The sequence below is a fragment of the Athalassotoga sp. genome, from assembly GCF_049965695.1.
Taxonomy (GTDB): Bacteria; Thermotogota; Thermotogae; order Mesoaciditogales; family Mesoaciditogaceae; genus Athalassotoga.
Genome location: NZ_JBMFWB010000015.1, coordinates 24656 through 46900, shown reverse-complemented (window position 1 = coordinate 46900; position 22245 = coordinate 24656). Strand labels below are relative to the sequence as shown.

The following is a 22245-nucleotide window of genomic DNA, read 5'->3' as shown; positions in this document are numbered from 1 at the left end:
ACCAGATTACAATTTACCTGACTTTGAAAAACTGTAAAAGCCATCCGTGGCAACTACGACATGATCGAGTAATTTTATTCCGAGAATTTCGCCTGCTTCCTTTATCCTGTAAGTTGCATCTTCATCTTCCTTGCTTGGCTTTGGGTTTCCCGAGGGATGATTGTGCACCACGATAACACCGGAAGATGGATATCTAACGGCTATGCCAAAAATTTCTCTCGGATGGATTAAAGAAGAATTTGCCGTTCCAACGGTCACGTCTTTTACCGCTATGGCGCCAAGTTGCGAATTTACAACTATGACTCTGACATATTCAACAGGCATCAAGGTCATATCTTTGCAAAAATCATAGACATCATCCGCTGATTTTAAAAATTTCTTTTCTTTCAAAGATTCTTTCCACATTCTCTGTCCTATTTCAAGTGCGGCTTTAATCGTCAGCGCTTTTGTTTTGCCTATTCCGCAAGAAACATCGCGCAGTTCTTCGATTGGTGCATTTTTCATCTTAACAAAAGAACCTTCGAATTTGTTCATGATTTCTTCTGCAACTTCAACGACGTATTTGCCTTTTGTGCCGGTTCTCAAAAGAATCGCCACAAGTTCAGCGTCGCTAAGCGATTCTATTCCCCTTTCTATCGCCCGCTCTCTTGGCTTTTCCATATCAAATAAAGAGGCAGGCGTCCCCGAAGGAGAAAAACCTGTATTCGTTTTCAAGTGCTAATTTGTACGCTTCCATCACGAGATCCCTCCCTGCAAATGCCGAAACAAGCACTATCAAAGACGATTTGGGAATGTGAAAATTGGTTATCATCGCATCTACGACTTTGAATTCGTAAGGCGGGTATATGTAAAGAGACGTGTTACCGTAAAGATTTCCGGTTTTAGCCCACGATTCAAGTGTTCTGACGACGGTTGTGCCAACCGCGAAAACCCTGCCTTTTTTGTTAACTATTTCGCTGGCCACTTCCGGCGGAATTCTGTAAAATTCCGTGTGCATCTTGTGAGCCTCAACTTCATCTGTTTCTATCGGCCTGAAAGTATCAAGGCCGACATCAAGTGTTATCTTTAATATTTTAACACCCATTGCAGATATTTTTTCAAGCAATTCTTCTGTGAAGTGAAGTCCTGCCGTCGGGGCAGCAACGGATGCCGGATCTTTTGCGTAAACCGTCTGATATTCGGATGGATCAGACGTTGTTTTCGTTATGTAAGGCGGAAGTGGAATTTCACCGATCTTTTCAAGTTCGTCATCTTCGACATCGAATTGAAAATATCTTGTCCCATCATCCAAATGCTCTATGCATTTTCCTTTTGCACCGTTGAAAATGATCTCGGTACCGACTTTTATCTTGCCGCCGGGCTTTACAAGTGTTTGCCAGATTTTGTCTTCTATTTTTTTCAGCAAAAAAACCTCAACTTTTGCGCCGGTTGTTTTATGGCCTATTAACCTTGCATGTATAACTTTGGTCTCGTTGACAATTAAAAGATCGTCGTGATTTAAATAGTCAGTTATGTTGTAAAAGATCCTGTGTTCTATTTTACGGGTGTCTCTATGTATGACCATGAGTTTTGCGTGATCTCTGGGCGTTACAGGATTTTGGGCTATTGCCGATTTTGGAAGATAATAATCGAAGTCTTCTAATCTCAATTGATAATGCCTCCTGTGGTAAAATATATTCTGTATCAGATTATAACATCAAATGGAGGTTAAACTGTTGGCACTGAATACATCCAGGGATCTTGAGAAAGTCGTTATATACGAAGTTTTTGCAAGGGCTTACGGAGGTTTTTCAAACGTTGAGAAAGATCTCGAAAGAATAAAAGATTTAGGCGTTGATATCGTGTGGTTTATGCCCGTCCATCCGACGGGTGTTAAGAATAGAAAGGGTACACTTGGTTCACCTTACGCGATAAGGGATTACAGAACGTTAGATCCGTCTCTTGGCGGTGATGAAGATTTCAAACATCTTGTAAGATCAATTCACGATCTTGGAATGAAAGCCATGATGGATGTGGTTTTCAACCATATGGCAACAGATTCCGTTTTGGCATCTATTCATCCCGAATGGTTCATGAGAGATGGAAATGGCAATCCGACAAGGAAGGTTGCAGATTGGTCTGATGTGATAGATTTCGATTTTTCAAATGCCGATCTTTCGGCGTATCTTATAGATACCTTGAAATTCTGGGTAAAAACATACGATATCGATGGATTCAGATGTGATGTGGCCGGCCTTGTACCGGTGGCATTTTGGAACAGGGCAAGATCGGAACTTTCCGGTTTAAAGAATTTAATATGGCTGTCCGAGTCAAAGGATCCTTACCTTTATCAGGCATTTGACATAACTTACGATTACGATAGTTACGACATTCTAAAGGCTTATTTCAACGGAAATAATTCCCTTTCAAATTATGCCGCTAATTTCGAATATCAAAAGCAGATTTTCGACGATCATATAAAATTAAGGTTTTTAGAAAATCACGATCAGGAACGTATCGCAAAATATGTCTCGCAGGACAAATTGCGTGCATGGACGACCCTTTTGATGGCTCAAAAGGGCGCAACTTTGCTTTACAACGGCCAGGAGTTCGCGATCAAAGAGAGACCGGATATTTTCAACGAATTTCATTTCGATTTTTCAAATGGTGACGCTGATTTTCAGAATTTCATGAGAGAAACGATAGAACTCAAAAAAACAACGCCATCTTTATCTTACGGAACGATAAACGTGCTAAAGACAGATCACTACGCCTCGGCCATTTCCATTTTAAGAAGGGCAGACGGAACTTTGGTGCTTTACATAGGAAACTTTGATGAAGGAGCGGTAAAAATAACGGTCGATTTTGATGGTATCTTTTCGAACACTTACATTCACGCTTTTGACCATGTAAAAAAAATACCATATACTTTTTATGTAGACAAAAATGGAAAAGCCACATTTGATCTTGACGATTACATTTTGATATCGGCTTACAAAGAAGGTATTTGACATGGATATACTCAGATCTTTTTTGAATGAACTGAAAATGATTTACAGATCTAAAAGCATGATATTTTTAACGATAGTCGTTCCAATAGCGCTCATGCTTATTCTCGGCTATATCTTTCCAAGTATGATAAATCCCCAAAATTACAGGGTAGCCGTTTACAACGAAGATACCGGAGAATATTCAAAGGTCATTCTTTCTCTTGTTTACGGCATGCTTAAAGGAGACAGTTTTAAATCTGTCAGCAGTTACGCGGAACTCACAAAAGGTCTTAACGATGGAACTTTTGACGGAGCCATCGTCATACCGACGGGATTTTCAAAAAATGTCGAAAATTCAAACAATTTTTCTTTGAATTTCATGCCGTCAACCGCGAATATTCAAACATCCGTGGTGATATATCAAGCATTGCGATCTATTCTTTCCGAAGTAAGTAACGGCGTCATGATTTACAACATACTTGAACTTTACAAGAAACCCAACGCTAAAATACCGATAGGCCCTCCGCAACTTTCTTTTGAAGGACCGTCAGGCGCAAATTTGAACTACATAGATTTCATGATACCCGGCATTGCCGCTCTTATCGCGATGGCAAGTATAGCGATAACTCTTTCAACTTCAGTATCTTACGAAAGAGAACATGGAATTTTGAACGGGATCATCGTAAGCAACGTGAACAGGTCTCTTTATTTAAGTGGAAAGACGCTTGCTTACACGATGGATGGCGTTATAAAGGGTGCAATTGCTCTGCTGACGGCACAGATTTACTTTGGCAGTGGCTTTAACGCACCGTTGAGAACGCTTTTGATACTTGCACTCGGAAGTTTTGCCTTTGCAAGTTTCGGTATCATAATATCAACGCTTTCTCCCAATCAAAAGATATCAAGCGCGATAATAATAGGCTACGTGGTACCTACAATTTTTGTAAGCGGACTTTTCATGCCTATCGATCAGATGCCCCATGTAGCCCAGATAATTTCAAAATTCTTTCCTTTAACATTTATGGCAGACGCAATGCAGAGGGTTAACATATTGAATTACCAGATTTCGCAGATATTGACAGATATCATACCTCTTTTGATATACGCGGCCGTGGCGATTTTCATAGCCTTGATGGTATTTTCGAGGATAGAGAAATTAGAGGAGGTTTGAATGATATTAAGATGTCGTCCTGAATTTGTCGAAGAGATTTGGGGAGACGAAAGTCTCGGAAAACTTTACGGTGTTGACGGAGAAATAGGCGAGGTGTGGTTGTGCTCCGGTCATCCTGAAAGAAAAACGATGATCTTGGATGATAAAGGTGAACGATTTGGATGGGAAGACATTTTGAAAATATGGAAATTTGATCGTTTTCCTTTCCTTATAAAGCATATAAAAACAAAAGAATGGCTTTCCGTTCAGGTTCATCCGGACGACGATGCCGCAAAAAAAATAGGAGAACCCTGGGGCAAACCCGAGATGTGGTATTTCGTCAAGGGTGGAACTCTTGTCAACGGTCTCAAAAAAGGTGCCCTTGAAAAATTAAAAAATGGAGATCGACAGTGGGATTCATTGCTTAACTTTGCAAACGTGAAGTCCGGAGAAGGCATGTTCATAAACCCCGGAACGGTCCATGCCATAGGGCCTGAGATAGAACTTTACGAATTCCAAATGACTTCCGATGTGACTTACAGATTTTATGATTGGAACAGAGGAAGGAAAACGCATTTTGATGAGGCCATGGCGTGTGCCAAAGAAATAACTGCCGAACCTTTTGTTTTCAACAAACTCGAAACATCGCACTTCAAAGTTGAACTTTTGAACAACGTTACATTTGCCGATCCTAAGAGTGTTTACCTTTCTTTGAATTCCGTTTTTGGAAATAAAAATTTCAAAGTACCGACGGCTTACATTTCGAACGACGGCGGAGACTTTCTTTCTAACGGCATGACCTTTAAAATGACACTGCCATGAATTATTTTTCCGTCGCGATATCGAGATACCCGATCCAATCTTTGATCTACGCTTTCGACGGTGAAATAACGCCGGGCACACGCGTTATCGTGGATATAAGGAACAACAAACATATTGGATACGTGCTTGAAAAAGTTAATCAGCCGGTATTCAAAGTTAAGGGTATTACCGAGATCATCGACAAGACATCTTTCATAGATGAAAAGATGATGACGATTGCCAAAGAATCATCTTTTAAGTACATGACCCCTATCGGTGAAATTTTAGATCTTTGCTTTCCTCCTTTTAAATTCAAAGGAAAAACGTTGAAAAAAGAAAGTGCCGGGAAATATCTTTCCCTCAAAGTTTCCGTTTCAGATATCTTTAAATTGCAATTCGATAAAAACGAGACGAAAATCGTTGAATTGTTGCTTGAGAATGGTCCAATGGAATATGCTTACGCTTTAAAAAATTTTTCAAAGGCATCAATTCAATCTTTGCTTAAAAAAGATATTCTGGCAATCACGGACTTCATAAGCAAACGGCAAAACGTGAAACTCAGCGCTGTTCAAAACCAAATCGTTGAAAACATACTTTCAAAACCTTCGATACCCCATTTGATAAACGGAATAACCGGATCCGGCAAAACAGAGATATATTTCGAAATAGCAAGTCATGTTATCAAATCCGGAAAGCGTGTCTTGATACTGGTTCCCGAGATCATACTAACTCCTCAACTTATGATGAGGATAAGAAGAAGATTTCCGGAGATAAAAATAGGAATGTATCACAGTGCCCTCGGCGCATCAAGAAAAACCGAATGGGACGATGTCGTAAGTGGAAATGTCGATCTTCTGCTTGGGACACGCAGTGCCGTTTGGGTGCCCATGAAAAACATAGGTCTCATAGTTGTTGACGAAGAGCAGGATGAATCTTACAAGCAGTATGCGATGAGACCTTATTACAACGCCGTCGATGTGGCGCAAAGAAGATCGGAACTCGAAGGGGCAATTTTCATCCTATCCTCCGCAACGCCGAGGATCGAAACGTATCACAAGGCGATTAACGGAGAAATTGAAATCAACAGGATAGAAGAAAGATCTGTGGGGGAAATTCCAGATATAAAAATAGTGGACATGAAAGAATCGAGAAGTCAGATTTTCTCAAATGTCTTGATAAACAAAATCGAAGAAAATTCAAAAAACGGAAATCAAACTTTCTTGTTTGTTCCTAAAAAAGGGTTTGCAAGTCGAATTCAATGTGCCAATTGTGGCTACATTTTCAAGTGTCCCGATTGTGATGTGCCTATGGTTTATCACAAAATAGACGGCGTGCTCAAATGTCATTATTGTGGTCATACAGAACCGGTGCCGACGATATGCCCTGTTTGTGGATCTTCAAACCTTAAAAAGGGGGGGATAGGAACAGAACGCGTTGAGCGTGAAATCGGCAAAATTTTCCCAGCCCTCAGAATAAAAAGGATGGACAGAGAAGAGGTCAAAGACATCGCATCGGTAGAAGAGACTCTTGAGGGAATAGCAAAAATGGAATTCGATATAGTCGTCGGAACAAAGATGATAACCAAAGGACTTGATTTTCCAAATATAGGTCTTGTCGGAGTCATAGACGCAGATCATTCACTTGGAATGCCTGACTTCAGGGCAAATGAACGTACCTTTCAGTTGCTCTCTCAGGTCAGCGGAAGAGCTGGCAGAGGCGTAAAGGGAGAGGTTGTTATCCAGACTATGGAACCGGAAAATCCAATCATAAAGGCAATTATGGATCAAAATTATGATGCTTTTTACCGTGCTGAAATAGATAGAAGAAAGATGGCCGGATACCCTCCTTTTAAAGAACTCATACTGATAACGGTTGAAGACAAATCGCCCCAAGAAGCCCTGAAAAATGCTCAGAAAGTGAAAGATGTCATATCGCAGGGACCTTTTGAAATTTTGGGGCCTGCAGAATCACCGATTTTCAAATTGATGTCGAAATACAGGTATCAAATTCTTTTGAAATGCGATGATCTTGACAAATCAATTGATTTTCTGTCTTTAAATGTTAAAACAGAATTGCTTGGTTTCGATCCTTTGAACGTTTTAAAAATAGATGTTCAACCATACTCTTTTTAATGGGAGGATAATCCTTGGAAATATTACTCTACATTCTAACTTATGCGGTTGGTGTGTTGACCGGTTTTATGAATGTCATAGGCGGCGGCGGGTCAGTGCTCACCCTTCCGTTGTTGACTTTTCTGGGATTAAGCGTGGGGGCTGCTAACGGTACAAATAGAGTTTCCATTCTTCTCCAAAATATAGTCTCTACTTACCAGTTTAGGAAGGGAAAAATTCACATTTTTCGAACTGCTTTGCCCTTTGCGATAATAGCCTCCATAGGTGCAATAGCGGGCACTTTTGTCGTTGTGAGTATCAATCAGGATGTTTTGAAAAAGGTAATCGGCGTTATCCTTATAATAATGGGTTTATTCATAGTTTTCGAGCCAAAGGTATGGGAGAGCGGGTCGAATATACCTAAAAAGTTAAAGTGGATGTCATACGTCGCGATCTTCGCAATAGGCTTTTATGGTGGCTTTTTGCAAGCAGGCGTCGGGTTTTTCTTCATAGCGGCACTTACTTTTCTTGGCGGATTCGACATAGTCAAAACAAACGCCATAAAAGTACTCGTCATAGCGGCTTACACCGTCTTTTCTCTTGCCATTTTTGTTTCAAAAGGCATGGTAAACTGGCCAATAGGCATAACCCTTTCTTTGGGAAGCATGACGGGAGCCTACTTTGGTACAAAATTCACACTTCTGAAGAAAATGAAATGGATAAGATATGTCCTCTTTGCGGCCGTTGTCGTAAGCGTTATAAATTTTTTCATTTAAATAACCAAACTCATTTTTTCAACGCGCCACCCGCTACGTGCTAAAACTTAGAGTAAATTTATCTTAGATCCATTTTGAACGAATTTTCCCCTGAATTTGTCTTCTTTGATAAGCATGTGGGAGTCAAGATCGCAATGCACAAATGCCCCGGTTCCGGCGGCTATGTGAACGCTTTGAGTTATTCCAAGGCTTGACTCTGACATACATCCTATCATAAGACCTACATTGGCGGTTTTTGCCATCTCGATTATGGCAAGCGCATCCGATACGCCAGACTTCATCAATTTTATGTTTATGAAATCCACGCAATCGTTTTTCATCAAGTTGTAAGCGTCATATTTCGTCCTTGCGCTTTCATCCGCCGCAACGGGAATCGGAGATTCATGCCTTACTAATTTTAACCCTTCAAAATCATTCCAGATCACAGGCTGTTCGAATATTTTCACGTTTATCACGTTATCGTAAACGAATCTGGCAAATTGTATGGCCTCTTTTGGAGAATATCCCTGATTCGCATCGACGACGTATTCGGCACCTTTGGTCGCATCCGATATGGCTAAGATTTTGTCCATATCTTCTTTTAGGTTCTCGCCGACTTTTATCTTGAGCACATGAAATCCCTGAGAAAACGTTTCAATCGACTTTTGGACCATCTTCTCTAAAACATCTATCGAGACGGTTTTGTCAGTTTCAATTGTATCCTTTGATCCTCCGAGTATCCTGTAAACAGGAAGACCGATTGAATTGGAAAGTGCGTCCAAACTGGCATATTGAATGGCTGCTTTGATGCTCGGAGCGGATTTTGAAAGTCCATCCATTACTTTGAAAATTTTGGCGTAATCTCTGACATCTAATCCCCTTACCATCTCTTTTACATTTGATTCAAGTGCGACAAGTGATGAAACAATCTCTCCGTTAACCCTGTAAGATGGTGAGGCCTCACCCATACCTATCGTTCCATCGTCAAGCAAAAGTTTTATCTCTATGTTCTCGGCTATATTTCTTGAACTTCCGGTTATGTGGAAGGTTTCGTGATATTCATACCTTTTAACCTCAAATTTCACATCTGATATTTTCATATCCTCTCTCCTATTCTTTCAAGGCCCCTTGCGTGAGGCCCGATATTATGAACCTTTGCATGAAGGCAAAGACGATTATCGTCGGTATCAAAGCCACAACAAGTCCCGCGCTCAAAACTCCCCACTGTATGCCCGCCTTTGAGATGAACGAATAAAGTGCGACAGGTATCGTGTATTTATCATCCGAGTTCAAAAACAAAGCGGCGGTGAAAAGTTCGTTCCAGTCATTTATGAATGAAAAACTGAAGATTGCCGCAATACCGGGCATCGCAAGCGGAACGGTTATTCTAAAAAGTGCACCGATTTTGGAACATCCGTCGATCATCGCGGCCTCTTCGAGACTTCTTGGAATTCTGACAAAGAATCCCCGTGCCATTATAGTGCTGAAAGCGGCCGCTATGTTGACGTAAAGAATTCCAAGGCCGATAAGACTGTTTATGAGGTTCAATTGTGAGAACATCGAGTACTGCGGAACCATCAAAAGATATGCCGGTATCATCTGAGAAAAAAACAGCAAACCTATGACGAAGTTTTTAAGTTTGAACTGGTATCTTGCAAGTACATAGCCGCTGAATATCGAAATTACAGTGGATATGACGGATGAAATAGACGAAAGCAAAAGGCTGTTTTTAAAATACGTCAGAAAATGCGCAAAACTGAAAAGATAAGAGTAATTCGAAAGTGTCAAAACTTTTGGAAAATAAATTATCGGGTAAGCATAAAGGTCTGACGGAACTTTGAAGGAAGTTAAAATTATCCAGTAAATTGGAATAACGGCTGCGATAAGGTAAATTGAAAGCATTGTTGCCCTGAATATTTTGTACTTTTTTGATTTTATCATCAAAATTCACCCGATCCGTGCTTTGATGTGAATTGCAGATAGAAGACAGAATAAACCATGAGAATCGTGATTATGAAAACTCCAACGGCCGATGCGAGGCTGTAATCGTTCTTGTAGTAGACTATGTTTATCATGTAAGTTGCAAGTATGTTGGTAGTTCCACCCGGCCCGCCGCGTGTCATACCGTATATCACATCCGGAAAATTCATGACCCATATCACTCTTAAAAGCAAAGTCGCGAATATGGTTGAACTGACGTATGGAATCGTAACGTGAAAAAATCTCGAAAAAACTCCCGCTCCGTCTATTTGTGCCGATTCGTAAAGTTCTTCGGGAATTGACTGAAGTGCCGCAAGAAGCATTATGGCAAAGAACGGAATTCCGTACCATATGTTAACCATTATGACAGAAAAGAAAGCCCACGACGGATCGGATAAAAAATTTATTCCCTGAGATATGATGTGGAGTTTCATCAAAATATCGTTTATAAATCCAAATTGCGCGTTCAAAAGCCATGACCACAATATACCTATGGCAAAACCGGACAATGCCCACGGATAAAAGACAAGCCCGGCGTAAATACCGCGCCCTTTAAATGGATCTCTCATCAAAAGCGCAAGGCCAAAGCCTAACACAAACTGAAAGACCACGGATAACACAATCCACCATAAAGTATTCCATAAGGCAGTCCAAAAAAGCGGATCTGAGAGTATTTTGTTGAAATTTTTCAGACCGACAAAATGGATATTTGAAAAATTGAAAACCGAATAATTTTCAAAAGCAAGGATGATCCCGTTGACGGTGGGATAAAATGTGAAGATCGATATGATCAAAATTACAGGCAGGATCATCCAGAAAATGAAAAGAGGGGCAGATTTTGCCCCTCCCTTCACATGGAGAACGCGTCTTTCCAAAAGTCGTACCATTTGTTAAGTGCCTCTTGAGGAGTCATGTTACCGAGCAAGACCTGTTGCATCGTATCTTGCTGGTACTCATTCCATTCTGTCCATTTCTTGTTGTTGAGAGGATAAGAGGTAAAAACGTAAGTTTCCGGGTGTTCAAACATGTACTGCCATGCTTTGAATACGCCCTGACTGAAATAAGGATCCGAGTCATAGACGGATTTCAAAACCGGAAGGGCTCCGTAATCTTTGCAAAAGTAGGCAGATATCTTTGGAGTCGTGAAGAATTTTATGAATTCCCATGCCATATCTTTGTTTTTAGAATATGTCGTTATTCCCCATCCCCCAAAACCATAACTTGGATATACCTTACCGGATGGTCCAATAGGCAGTGGAGCGGTCATCCATTGATCTGCCTTAAGCATTGTGCTTAAAAGGCCCGTTGTATCAGGATCCTGAAACAAAAACGGTGTCGTACCTGCCACGAATGCGTTGATCTGTTCATCAAAACCCCAATTTATCGAGTCTTTCGGGGCCGTGTATTTGTAAAAGTCTACGTACTTTTTCAATCCTTCAAGTGCCCGAGGATCTTTAAACCAAATTTGTCCATTTGTGAGTTTGTACATGTTGTTAGGATCTATATCGTTTATGTAGGATGTCGTTATTATGTCTATGAAATTCGTCGGAAGACCGGTACCTCTGAAATCGAATCCGTACTGATTCTTTTTGGAATCCGTTATTTTCAGAGAATCGGCGTAAAGTTCATCCATGGTTTTCGGAGGCGTTGTTATTCCGTACTTTGCAAGGATATCGGGCCTGTAAAACAGGGCTTTTGCGTAAACTCCATTTGGAATTATGTAAGGAATGCCACCCGTCACGCTGACGGCCTGCATCAACCCCGGTACTATGTCCTTTGAAGCATCCCATGTTGCGATGTAAGGTTGAAGGTTAATTAGTTTTCCGAGTTCAACGACACCTTCCAAAGACCAATCTCCGACCTCTACGATGTCAAGTGGCTGGTTTGTACTGAGCATGAGATAGATTTTCTGGTATGCCGTAGAGTATGGTGGGGATATCAGGTTTATCTGGACATCCGGATGGAGTGCTTCAAACTGGTCGATTATGTTTTGCAGTATCTCTGTTCTCGATGGGCTTGTAAAGACCTGAACCATGTTAAGTACGATTTTCGGAGCCGAAAAAGCAAAGATTGCCATCAGAAGAATTCCAATGGCTACAATCACACCTTTTTTCACAAAAATCACCCCTCTACCTTTGAAATGTGATTCTATTTGATCATATCATAAAATGCAAGGTATACCAATGTGGATTGAACATAACCAATTAGATCATTTTAACGCAACATTTGAATGATAAAATACATCTTGATATTTATCAAAGGAGATGAGGTGTGTTGTACATCTTTGTGAACGGAAAGATCCTTGATTCTAAATCGCCGGCGATCAAGGTGTTTGATAGGGGAATGGTATTTGGAGATGGGCTTTACGATGTTATAAAACTGCAGAATGGGAATTTCATTTTCTTGGAAGATCACATAGAACGCATGAAAAAAAGCGCTAAATTTTTCGGAATAAAATTTCCTTACGATTTGGAAGAAATATTTGAAGTAGGTCAGAAGTTATCCGCCATGAATGATTTAAAAGAAGGTGAACTTTACCTTCAACTCACGCGCGGTGTCGACATCATAAGAGATCATGTCTTTGAAGATGATTATGAACCTACCTTCGTTGAGATAGTTCAACCTGTAAGAAAAATGAATCCAGAAATATGGCAAGTCGGTGCCAGAGTTTTGCTGCATCCCGATTTACGTCATAATTTCTGCGAGCATAAAACCACCGATTTGCTACCGAACGTAATTGCCAAAAAATACGTGAGGTCAAGAGGCGCTTATGAGGCTTTGATGTTTCGAACGGATGAAGGTGGCAAATACGTAACGGAAGGCGCAAGTTCTTCTTACATCTTTTTTGATGGAGAAAAGATAATCGCACCAAAAATAGAAAATATTCTTCCTGGAATTACAAGAATAAAGGTGCTTTGGCTGGCAAAAGAAATGGATATCGAAGTCGAAGAGCGTCGTGTTTATATCGATGAATTACTGAAAATGAAAGAAGTTATACTTTTAAGTACACTTTCGAGAGTGCTACCGATCGTCAAAGTTGAAAATTTTGAATTCAAAAAAGGCGAGATCGCCAAAAAACTTGACGTTGCATTCATGGATCTCTGTGCTTCACATCTGAGCGTAAAGTAATTTTTACAGGGTGTTTTTCATCTCTAACGCGTAATCTGAATCAGAAAAATTGTTCACTCTTCACTTCTTACCGATCACTCATTAAACATTCGGCTTTTAAAGTTGAATTGGGTTGGTATAATTCTGCTTTGAAATATGATTTTTTTGTGGCATAATTATTTTTTGAGAGGTGATGATCCCGTTGATAGATATTTCAGGTAAAAATTACCCGACACTTTCTGACATAATCAAAGTTCCCGAAAATGACAGAAATTCCGTCAATTATCTTGGATCGCCTGGGGTGTTTCTTGTGATTTCGTCAAGTGTGAAAAAATCATCGGGATCCGGTTTAAAATATTCAGACGCTTTAGTTTCGGATAAAGATTCAAGGGTTAAAGTTAAAATATGGGGAGAGATAAAAAACGGATCGTTGCTCTTTGCAGATTACGAGTACAGCAAAGATTACAGATCTTTCTCTTTAAATCCCATAAGCATCATCGACGGAAACTCAAGACCCGATTTGCTGGAAATCATGATGCCGCATTTTGAAGTTTCGGGGTACGTTGAAATTTTAGATTCAATGATAGAAAACGTTAATTCGACATATCTTAAGCAATTGTTGAAAATCGTTTTTGACAAAGACAGCGAGACATATTCGCTCTTTTTAAAGGCAACGGCTGCCTCCAACAATCACCATGTTGGTATAGGCGGCCTTTTGTTTCACACAATTTCCGTTGCCAGACTTGCGCTTGACATTTCTTCAAATTATCCTGAAGTTGATAAAGATATGGTTTTAACGGGTGCACTTTTACACGATATCGGTAAAATTTACACTTACACGTCAGGGCCGGATTTCGAGTACACAGATGATGGAAAACTTGAAAATCATATCGTGATAGGAATAAAAATTTTGACAAGGGCAGTGGATAAAATACCCGATTTTCCAAAATACCTTGAGATGGTGCTTTTTCATGTGATCGCAAGTCATCATGGGGCATTGGAATTTGGTTCACCCGTTGTTCCCAAAATACCCGAAGCCATTGTCGTGCACTTTGCAGATGAGATAGATGCGAAAATGCGCACGATAATAGACACTTTAGATGTCACAGAAGAAGGATGGACTGACAAAAATCAATTTCTGGGGACAGAATTTTTTAAATGGAGGTTATCATGATAAAAGCTTTTATGATCGATCTTGACGGGGTTGTTTACAGAGGAGATACCATCAGAGAAGGATCAAAAGAATTTTTCGAATATCTCAAAGCAAATTCCATACCTCATTGTGTTGTGACAAATCATTCGAGTTTTCACAGAAAATATTATTCTCAAAAATTGAAACGTATGGGAATAGAAGTCTCAATGGATTACATCGTCAGCACGCCGTATGAAGTTGCAATACGTGTTAAAGATATGGGATACCATAAGGCTTTCATAATAGGACGTCAGGGATTGATAGATGAACTTTTTGATGTTGGTTGTTACGTGACAGATGAACCAGACGTCGTTATAGTCGGATACGATGAAAGGTACGATTTTCAAAAGGTCACAAAAGCAATAAGATGGGTTTTAAAAGGTAAACCTTTGTGGGTCGTAAATCCTGATAGACTGCTTCCGAAAGAAGATGGCTTCTATCCCGATTCCGGATCGCTTGCGGCACCGATTGTTTACGCAACAGAGATTCAACCTGTTTATTTCGGAAAACCAAACACTCACATATTTGAAATGGCACTTGATATAATGAAATCAAAGGCAGATGAAACTGTTATGATAGGAGACACTTACGAAACAGATATCGTCGGAGCAAAGAACTCCGGGATCAAATCGATATACATTGAAGGCATTCAATCTAATCCAAAGATAGACTCAAAACCTGATTACACTTTCAAAAATCTCGGCGAGGTTTTGGGAAAAATCGATGAAATCTTGAGTGAAAGAAAATGAAGTACATAGCGATAACGGGTGGAGTTATAAGTGGAATAGGAAAGGGTATAACGGCCGCTTCGATCGGTGCATCCCTGCAGTTGCATGGTCTCAAAGTTGAAGTGCTGAAGATAGATCCGTATCTTAACGTCGATGCCGGTACTATGAATCCAAATCAACACGGAGAGGTTTTTGTCACAGATGACGGGTACGAGGCCGATCTCGATCTTGGTCATTATGAAAGATTCTTGAACAGAAACATGACAAGATTTAACAACGTAACCGCCGGCCAAATTTATTCGAGTGTCATCCAAAAAGAAAGGGCCGGAGAGTATCTCGGAGCAACCGTTCAAATGATTCCCCATGTCTCAAATGAAATAAAATCGAGACTTTCAAAACTCAAAGGCGATGTTGTGCTCATAGAGATAGGAGGTACGGTTGGCGATATAGAGTCAGAGATATTTCTTGAATCTGTCAGAGAATTTTCCATGGACGTTGGACGTGAAAACTTTCTCTTTGTCCATGTGACTTACATTCCATATCTTAAAGTGACAAATGAATTCAAAACGAAGCCAACCCAGAATTCTCTTCAACTTCTTAGAAGAGTCGGAATTTTACCTGACATCATCGTGTTAAGGAGCGAAGAAAAGTTGCCGGATCCGACCATTCAAAAAGTTGCCCTTTTCGGAGGCGTCAAACCCGATTCTGTTTTTGGCCTTGAGGATGTTTCAAATATCTACTCAATACCCCAAAAAATTCACGACGAAAAGATGGACACGATGATCATGAACAAGTTAAAGATAAATCCGTCAAAAAATTTTGAATGGATTTATCCCGAACCGATAAAACAGCCGAAAATCGCCATGGTGGGTAAATACCTTGCCACCGATGATGCATATAAATCAGTGCTTGAAAGTGTTTTCCTTTGCGGATACAAAAAGCCAGAGTTAATTGATGCCGAAGATCTTGAGGGGCTAACGCAATCTGAAATAAAAGCATATCTCCAAAATTATTCGGGCATAATAATACCCGGAGGATTTGGAAAACGCGGCATAGAGGGAATGATAAATGCCATAAGGTATGCAAGAGAAAGCGATGTGCCTCTGCTTGGTCTGTGTCTTGGAATGCAACTTATGACGGTTGAATACGCGCGAAACGTGGCAGGATTAAATGGTGCCAATTCAACGGAATTCGATTCTCAGACTCCATATCCCGTGGTGGACATGATGGAAGATCAAAAAAAGCAAATGAAGATGGGTGGAACCATGAGGCTCGGATCAACCGAGATAAAAATTAGAAAATGGAGCAAACTCTACGATATATATTCAAAAGAAATCGTGAAAGAAAGGCATAGACATCGCTACGAGATAAACATATACGATTTCAGAAACATATTCAAAATAACCGAATCAGATCCATCCGATAGACTTGCTATTTCAGCCATGTCGGCCTTTGCGGAAGGTATAGAATTGTCAGGTAAAAAGTTCTACGTGGGTGTCCAATTCCATCCGGAATACACATCAAAAATAGGCACTCCTCATCCCATATTTCTTAACTTTCTCAAATCTTGCGAGATTTAAAAAAAGGCGTGGTGAATGCCACGCCTTTTTTGTTTCAAATCATTTATGGTTTGAACTGTGATGCCTGGTTTGTCGGGATAATCGGTGTTGCATTCGTAGATACAGAAGACGGCGAGAATGTCGGAGTTGCGCTTGCCTTTGTGGATGAAGAGGTTATGACACTTTGTACCTGTGCTATAACCTGATCTATTCCCTGATAATTGGGATTAACGGTTTTCAATTGTTTTAAGTAAGTTAATTCCTGCTGAGGACTGTTCATATCCTGAGCCATACTTATCAGAGTTACAAGTGCACCCTGTTTTATCGATGTTGACTCACCCGTGTAAGAAAGGCTTTGTAATCCGGATACAACGTAAGAGAGCATTGAATTTATCTGTGAGGCGTAAGTTTGATACGTCTGCGGGTTTGAGATTATAGGTTTAAGTAAATTATACTGATCCTGGAAATAACTAAGCGCAACTTGCTGATTTGACGGATCCAAACTGTAAAGTTTTGAAACGGCAACCGTTGAGTATGGAACAAGTTGATATATGGCTGTAAGTACCTGTTTCATTTCATCGTTAACCTGTGAAATTAGGGTGTTGTATTTGTTGTATTGCGCATTTATCTGGGCATCGGTCGTGTAACCCTGCTTTTTCAAGGTTTCAAGAGCCTGATTGAAGTTTATGGCACTTTGAAGATTTGTTTGTTCGTTGAAAAGATTAGTGAAATTCGTTCCGGTTGCGCTGTTCATGCTGTTTTGGACTTCGGCGAGTTTTTGTTGAAGCACGCTTACCGGCACGCCTGTGTAAGTTGCCGGGAAACTGCCTGCATTTGAATGGTAACTGAGGACGGCTGAATATTGCTGGTTGAGATTTGTCTTGTAAGTTTCAAGTGCCGTTTCGAATAACGCAAGCAATCTTGGATCCACAGAGGTGTTAACCGTTGCCTGTCCGGATGGATAAATGTAAGATTTCATGTTTTGTATGAATTGATCGAGTTTTGCGGTATCGGTAGACGGAATGGAGTAAAATTCCTTGAAATACGGTAATACCTGTCCTTCGAGTTGATATGAAAAACCATTCTGTTTTTTGTAATTGGCCAGCCATTGGTTGAACTTTTGTTGTTTGACATCGTTGACGAGCGTGTTGTAAACACTTGTTGCCTGAACAACGGCATCAAAATTATTGTAAAGTTTTTTTGCCTCGACGTTGATTATCTCCCAACTGTAACTTGTCTGGACAGGACCTATTATCGAGCCAGGAGTTGCGCTGAAAACCTGACTTGAAAGTGATCCGAGTTGTTGCATTGTGAGCCAGCCAATCTCTCCTCCGGTGGCAGATGTCGTTGTGTCAAGAGAATAATCTTTTGCAGCCTGACTGAAACTTAACTTTCCCGATTTTATAAGATTATAAACCGTGTTAGCCGTTGCCTGCGAAGAAAGAGAAATATGGGCAATCTTGACTTGATCGTAAGTGTTCTCAATCGTTGCCTTATTTGTTTCGTAATAACTTTGAACATCGCTTTGTGTTACATTCACAACCAAAGACATGACTTTTTGAGAGATCAAACTTTCTTCAACCTGCGGTGTTATGAAATTCTCAAAGTTTTGAAGAGAACCGTATTGTTGATTTATGTAATTAAGCGCCTGAGGATTAGATTTGTACTGGTTTACTATCGAATTGACCTGGTTATTCACATCTGTTTTTGAAACCGTTATGTTATCATTCTTGGCAAAATAATTTATAACTTGTTGATCGACAAGCGTGTTTATAGTGTTTAATTCAAGTTGTGGTTCGACAAATAATTGGTCTGGATCCTGCCCGTAAGTGTTTTTGTAATTCGAGTTAACATTTTGCATGTAATTGTTGAAATCTGTCGGCATTATCCAATAATTGTAAGAAAGCGGCGTTCCACCTTTTGTTACGAGTGCTATTGCCTGAGACGGAGATGGCGCATTTGTACTTTGCGCAGGACCGCTTTGACCTCCTATGTAGGCTCCGACACTCCACCATACAACCCCAACACCGAATGCTGCAACTATTACCCAGATAACTATTGCGGTGTGTTTTCTCATCCAATTCATATCCTTTAAGCCACTCCTTCCTTCTGATCGACGTGTTTCTTGTATTCAAGAAGCAATTTCAAAAGTGCTTTTAGATTGCCATCTTTTAACACGTCGGATAATATCATAACATTTTTTTGCAAATTTACAGAATGAAATTTTTTAAACTTTGAAAAATCGGCAAGAGTCTCTTTATCTCGAAAGACGAGTTCGACATTGCCGTTTTGGTACGATGCTTTTACGATTTTGAGATCGCAGATCAAAACTCTTATTTCCGAGTGAACGAAAAGATTTTCTGACGATTCTGGTATTTTCCCAAAACGATCGATGATTTCCTTCTTTATATCCTCTACCTCTCCGACAGTCTTGACGTTGGCAAGTCTTCTGTATATTTTCATCCTTTCCATTGTGTCCTGGACATAGTCTTCCGGTAAAATTGCCGAAGGCAAAGAAATGTCTGAATCGCAAAACTTCTCTTCGATCTTTTCTCCGCGCATTTTCTTTATGGTGTTGTCAAGGATTTCCCTATACATTTCAAGCCCTATGGCATCCACATGCCCATGCTGCTTTAAACCCAGCACCTCTCCAACACCACGTATTTCCATATCTTTAAGTGCTAAATTCATAGAACTTCCGAGTTCGTTGAATTCATCTATCGCGTTAAGCCTTTTCATGACTGTCTCAGAAGGCTCTTTTGTGTACATGAAATATATGTACGCCTTTCTTTCAGATCTCCCAACTCTGCCCTTTATCTGATACAACTGCGCCATGCCGTACCTTTCAACGTCATCAACGATCAAAGTGTTGGCATTTGGAATATCGACCCCATTCTCTATGACGCTTGTCGAAACGAGCACATCTATTTTACCCTTATAAAAACCGTCAACCGTTTCTTCAAACTCACGTTTTGGCATTCTTCCGTGCAGTTCGGCTATCACAATGGATGGAAGAATTGATCTGAGTTTATCTATAACCGTTTCTATGTCTTCTATTCTGTTGTGAAGGTAAAAAACCTGTCCGCCTCTGTTTATTTCCTTTAGAATGGCCATCGTGACTATTTTTTCGTTCCATTTCGTTATGAAGATGCGCGGTGGAATTCTGCCAAGAGGCGGGGTATTTATCACGGATATCGCTCTTATGCCGGAAAGTGCCATGTGAAGAGTTCTCGGAATAGGTGTGGCCGAAAGTGTAAGCACATCCATGCTCGTTTTAAGAGATTTCAAAAATTCTTTTTGTTTTGTACCGAATCGCTGTTCTTCATCGATTATCAAAAGGCCTATGTCTTTGAAAGAAAGTGCACCCGACAAAAGAGAATGGGTTCCTATTACTACATCCGTTTTCCCCTTGGCGATAGAATCCAGGAAATATCTTTTCTGAGATTGAGTTGTTTGGGAATAGATGAGCGCGACGTTGATTCCGAATGGTTCCATCCTTTTTTTGAACGTTTCGTAATGCTGCCTTGCAAGAATAAGAGTAGGTGCAAGAAGTGCTACCTGTTTGCCGTTGGCAACAGCCCTAAAAGCAGCCCTGAGTGCAACTTCTGTTTTTCCAAAACCCGCGTCTCCGCAAACAAGTCTATCCATAGGACGAATAGACTCCATATCTTCGAATACATCTTCGATGGCCTTCATTTGATCAGGAGTTTCAAGATAACCAAAACTTTTGGCGAAAGCCTCTTCGAGTTCTTGCTGTGGCATAAAAGCAAAACCATTGGAATTTTCACGCACGGCGTACAATTTCACAAGATCCCTAACTTCCGCTTCTATATCTGATTGGGCTTGATCTTTGATCCTTTTCCATTCTTTTCCATTTATGTCTGAAAGCGTAACGTCGGGAGAACCTACATATTTTCTGACCTTTGAGAATTTCTCGATAGGTGTGTAAAGAATAGAACCGTTTCTGTATTCTATCTTAAGATATTCGCGAATGCCGTCTGTGTCTTTTATTATTTCCGTACCCCTGTAAATACCTATGCCGTGATCCTCATGTACAACCGGAGCACCTATTTCTATCTCTTGAACGTAATCGTAAAAATTTACTTCCTTCTTTGAAGGCACGATGTTAGGAGATACCATGCCCGACTTTAGTTCGACAACGTTGTCCAAAGGCTTCTTTAAAGGCTGATGCGTAACGTGAATTATTTTTTTATGATCTATTCTATCGAAAGCGGAGTAGGCAAAGGATCTAAAAAGGGAGAGTAAATTAGGATCGTAAAGATCCATGATTTCTTTTTCGTACTCTTCGACATATTTTTGACATTCGTTAATTTCATAAACGATCATGTATTCGTCATCTGGGATAAAATCCAGTCCACACTGAGAATTTTTCCAAAAAATACCGGTCAAGCCATACAAATTTCTGACATTTTCAAGTAGATCGGGATGACCTTCAAGTCTTTTTTTGGCAAGTGAAAGTGATTCTTCGTCATTTTTAATTTCACAGGCCGGATATATCATCACAGAGTCGGCATTTTTAACGCTTAACTGTGTTTGAGGATCGAAAATTCTTATCGATTCAACGTCTTGATCAAATATTTCAATTCTCACTGCCTTTTGAACCGGCGAGAAGATATCTATTATATCTCCTCTTGTCGCAAATTCTCCAACACTTCTGACAGTTAAAACCTTTGTATACCCCAAATTGAAAAGTATTTCAGAGATATTTGAAGGCATCTTTGATCCCAAAGAAAAGTTTAACCCATCTTTTATAAAATCTTTAGGAGCGGTTTTCTTGAGAATTGCCATGACATCCGCTATGACAATTTTACCGTCTGTGATATCGTGAAGTGCCTCTACTCTTGATGCAAGTTCGTCTTTTATGGATTCGGCAGACTCAAAAGGTAAAAGGTTGAGATCTGACAGTATCGTGCTTTCAATTCCGAGTTCAAATAGGTTTGAATAAACGTCTCTGACGATTCTGTGATTCGGAAGAATGACAACTGACCCTTTTCCTGATTTGAATAAATTAACTATGACGGAAACTAACCCTGTAGTGCCCGATGAGTAAAAATTAATCTTTTCACCTTTAATGTTTAAGGTGCTTGAGATATTTTCAATTTCATCTAAATCTAAAGGCGTAAATTTATCACCTTTCCTTTACCAATTAGACTTCTCATAACCAACCTTGGTTTAGAAATTTATTCTTTGCTTCCTCTTGCTTTCAATTCATTTTCCGAAACAAAACGCTTTATCTTATCTTCAAGGGAAGGATTTAAATCTAAAAATGTTGCCCCATATTCATTTAAATCGGATAATTTCATATCTACCTTTCGAACGATCTGGGCTTTTTGATCCTTAAGTCTCACATTTTCATCTAAAAGCATGTTTATGATTATTATTTGCCCAAGATCCGCGTAACCGTTTGTCAGGAATCTCAAACCGCCGGCACTGATATCTTTTGTCATGAAATTAAAAACGTCATCCTTTTCAGCGGTTTTAAAAGTGCCGATTGCAACGAATTCTGTTCTTAAAAATCTTCTTTTTTGCATTTGCCTTATACTGCTCTTTAGTCTGAAAGTAATCTTTTGAATTCCATTGTTTTCAACATTTTCAACCGGCACGGCGTAAAAAGTGTAAACCACTCCTTTATCCATCACGGACAATTTGACCGTTTCTTCCACCGGTATTGATACCTTTGAAGAAATTTCGGCCTTTACGGTATCCAAATCAACATCCGTTACGGTTGATCTCAATTCACCGCCGGTAAATTCTTTAATCGAATCGAGTTCTATCTTCATCGTTAAGCCTGGCTTTATCCTATCAATTCCAACTTCCTCAGAAAAGTAAACCATGCTAATCACTCCAGTCCGAAAATCCGATCTTTTATTT

Annotated in this window: 18 protein-coding genes; 9 read left to right on the top strand and 9 right to left on the bottom strand. The window is 40.0% G+C overall.

Translation table 11 applies throughout. The features are described from left to right. Positions 1–6: 6 nt before the first annotated feature. Positions 7–660 carry a RadC family protein gene (radC, locus tag ACP5NR_RS06165; RefSeq protein WP_428004997.1) on the bottom strand — a complete coding sequence of 218 codons (654 nt, stop codon included), beginning with the start codon at positions 658–660 and terminating at the stop codon, positions 7–9. Between the two features lies 1 nt (position 661). Beyond that, on the bottom strand, positions 662–1648 hold the full coding sequence (gene queA, locus ACP5NR_RS06160) for a tRNA preQ1(34) S-adenosylmethionine ribosyltransferase-isomerase QueA (protein ID WP_428004991.1): 987 nt from the start codon (positions 1646–1648) through the stop codon (positions 662–664). Between the two features lie 67 nt (positions 1649–1715). Between queA and ACP5NR_RS06155 the strand changes: the two genes are divergently transcribed. From ACP5NR_RS06155 to ACP5NR_RS06135, 5 genes are read left to right on the top strand one after another with little or no spacing between them, the layout of a single operon-like run. Next, positions 1716–2990: an alpha-amylase family glycosyl hydrolase gene (locus ACP5NR_RS06155; protein ID WP_428004990.1), complete on the top strand. Its 1275-nt coding sequence runs from the start codon at positions 1716–1718 to the stop codon at positions 2988–2990. Position 2991: 1 nt separating this feature from the next. Next, on the top strand, positions 2992–4140 hold the full coding sequence (locus tag ACP5NR_RS06150; protein WP_428004989.1) for an ABC transporter permease: 1149 nt from the start codon (positions 2992–2994) through the stop codon (positions 4138–4140). Then, complete coding sequence (locus ACP5NR_RS06145; protein ID WP_428004988.1) at positions 4141–4941, top strand: type I phosphomannose isomerase catalytic subunit; 801 nt, start codon at positions 4141–4143, stop codon at positions 4939–4941. After that, on the top strand, positions 4938–7052 hold the full coding sequence (gene priA / locus ACP5NR_RS06140) for a replication restart helicase PriA (RefSeq protein ID WP_428004987.1): 2115 nt from the start codon (positions 4938–4940) through the stop codon (positions 7050–7052). The genes ACP5NR_RS06145 and priA overlap by 4 nt, the downstream gene beginning before the upstream one ends. 14 nt (positions 7053–7066) lie before the next feature. Next, positions 7067–7807, top strand: a complete 741-nt coding sequence (locus tag ACP5NR_RS06135) for a sulfite exporter TauE/SafE family protein (protein ID WP_428004986.1) — start codon at positions 7067–7069, stop codon at positions 7805–7807. Positions 7808–7854: 47 nt separating this feature from the next. On the opposite strand, the gene ACP5NR_RS06130 is transcribed toward ACP5NR_RS06135, so the two are convergent. Genes ACP5NR_RS06130 through ACP5NR_RS06115 form a run of 4 tightly spaced genes read right to left on the bottom strand, consistent with a single transcriptional unit; the run spans position 7855 to position 11882 of the window. Beyond that, positions 7855–8886 carry an L-Ala-D/L-Glu epimerase gene (locus ACP5NR_RS06130; RefSeq protein ID WP_428004985.1) on the bottom strand — a complete coding sequence of 344 codons (1032 nt, stop codon included), beginning with the start codon at positions 8884–8886 and terminating at the stop codon, positions 7855–7857. 10 nt (positions 8887–8896) lie between these two features. Beyond that, positions 8897–9727, bottom strand: coding sequence for a carbohydrate ABC transporter permease (locus ACP5NR_RS06125; RefSeq protein ID WP_428004984.1), 831 nt, complete (start codon positions 9725–9727; stop codon positions 8897–8899). Beyond that, positions 9727–10653: a carbohydrate ABC transporter permease gene (locus ACP5NR_RS06120; RefSeq protein ID WP_428006121.1), complete on the bottom strand. Its 927-nt coding sequence runs from the start codon at positions 10651–10653 to the stop codon at positions 9727–9729. Before ACP5NR_RS06120 ends, ACP5NR_RS06125 begins: the two co-directional genes overlap by 1 nt. After that, positions 10617–11882 (bottom strand): ABC transporter substrate-binding protein, encoded by a 1266-nt coding sequence (locus ACP5NR_RS06115; protein WP_428004982.1) that lies wholly within the window; start codon positions 11880–11882, stop codon positions 10617–10619. The genes ACP5NR_RS06120 and ACP5NR_RS06115 overlap by 37 nt, the downstream gene beginning before the upstream one ends. Positions 11883–12037: 155 nt before the next feature. Between ACP5NR_RS06115 and ACP5NR_RS06110 the strand changes: the two genes are divergently transcribed. From ACP5NR_RS06110 to ACP5NR_RS06095, 4 genes are all read left to right on the top strand, one after another. Further along, complete coding sequence (locus ACP5NR_RS06110; protein WP_428006120.1) at positions 12038–12895, top strand: aminotransferase class IV; 858 nt, start codon at positions 12038–12040, stop codon at positions 12893–12895. Positions 12896–13076: 181 nt separating this feature from the next. Then, entirely contained in the window at positions 13077–14048 is a 972-nt protein-coding gene (locus tag ACP5NR_RS06105; RefSeq protein WP_428006119.1) for an HD domain-containing protein, read from the top strand. Further along, entirely contained in the window at positions 14045–14815 is a 771-nt protein-coding gene (locus tag ACP5NR_RS06100) for an HAD-IIA family hydrolase (RefSeq protein WP_428004979.1), read from the top strand. The genes ACP5NR_RS06105 and ACP5NR_RS06100 overlap by 4 nt, the downstream gene beginning before the upstream one ends. Further along, the gene (locus ACP5NR_RS06095) at positions 14812–16374 is read left to right on the top strand and encodes a CTP synthase (protein WP_428004978.1); all 1563 of its coding nucleotides are present in this window, start codon (positions 14812–14814) and stop codon (positions 16372–16374) included. Before ACP5NR_RS06100 ends, ACP5NR_RS06095 begins: the two co-directional genes overlap by 4 nt. A gap of 43 nt (positions 16375–16417) precedes the next feature. Here ACP5NR_RS06095 and ACP5NR_RS06090 read toward each other — a convergent pair whose 3' ends face one another. From ACP5NR_RS06090 to ACP5NR_RS06080, 3 genes are all read right to left on the bottom strand, one after another. Further along, positions 16418–18430 (bottom strand): peptidylprolyl isomerase, encoded by a 2013-nt coding sequence (locus ACP5NR_RS06090; protein ID WP_428006118.1) that lies wholly within the window; start codon positions 18428–18430, stop codon positions 16418–16420. 14 nt (positions 18431–18444) lie between these two features. After that, positions 18445–21162, bottom strand: a complete 2718-nt coding sequence (locus ACP5NR_RS06085; RefSeq protein ID WP_428004976.1) for a DEAD/DEAH box helicase — start codon at positions 21160–21162, stop codon at positions 18445–18447. Positions 21163–21554: 392 nt separating this feature from the next. Next, positions 21555–22208: a flagellar brake protein gene (locus ACP5NR_RS06080; protein WP_428006117.1), complete on the bottom strand. Its 654-nt coding sequence runs from the start codon at positions 22206–22208 to the stop codon at positions 21555–21557. Positions 22209–22245: the final 37 nt, after the last annotated feature.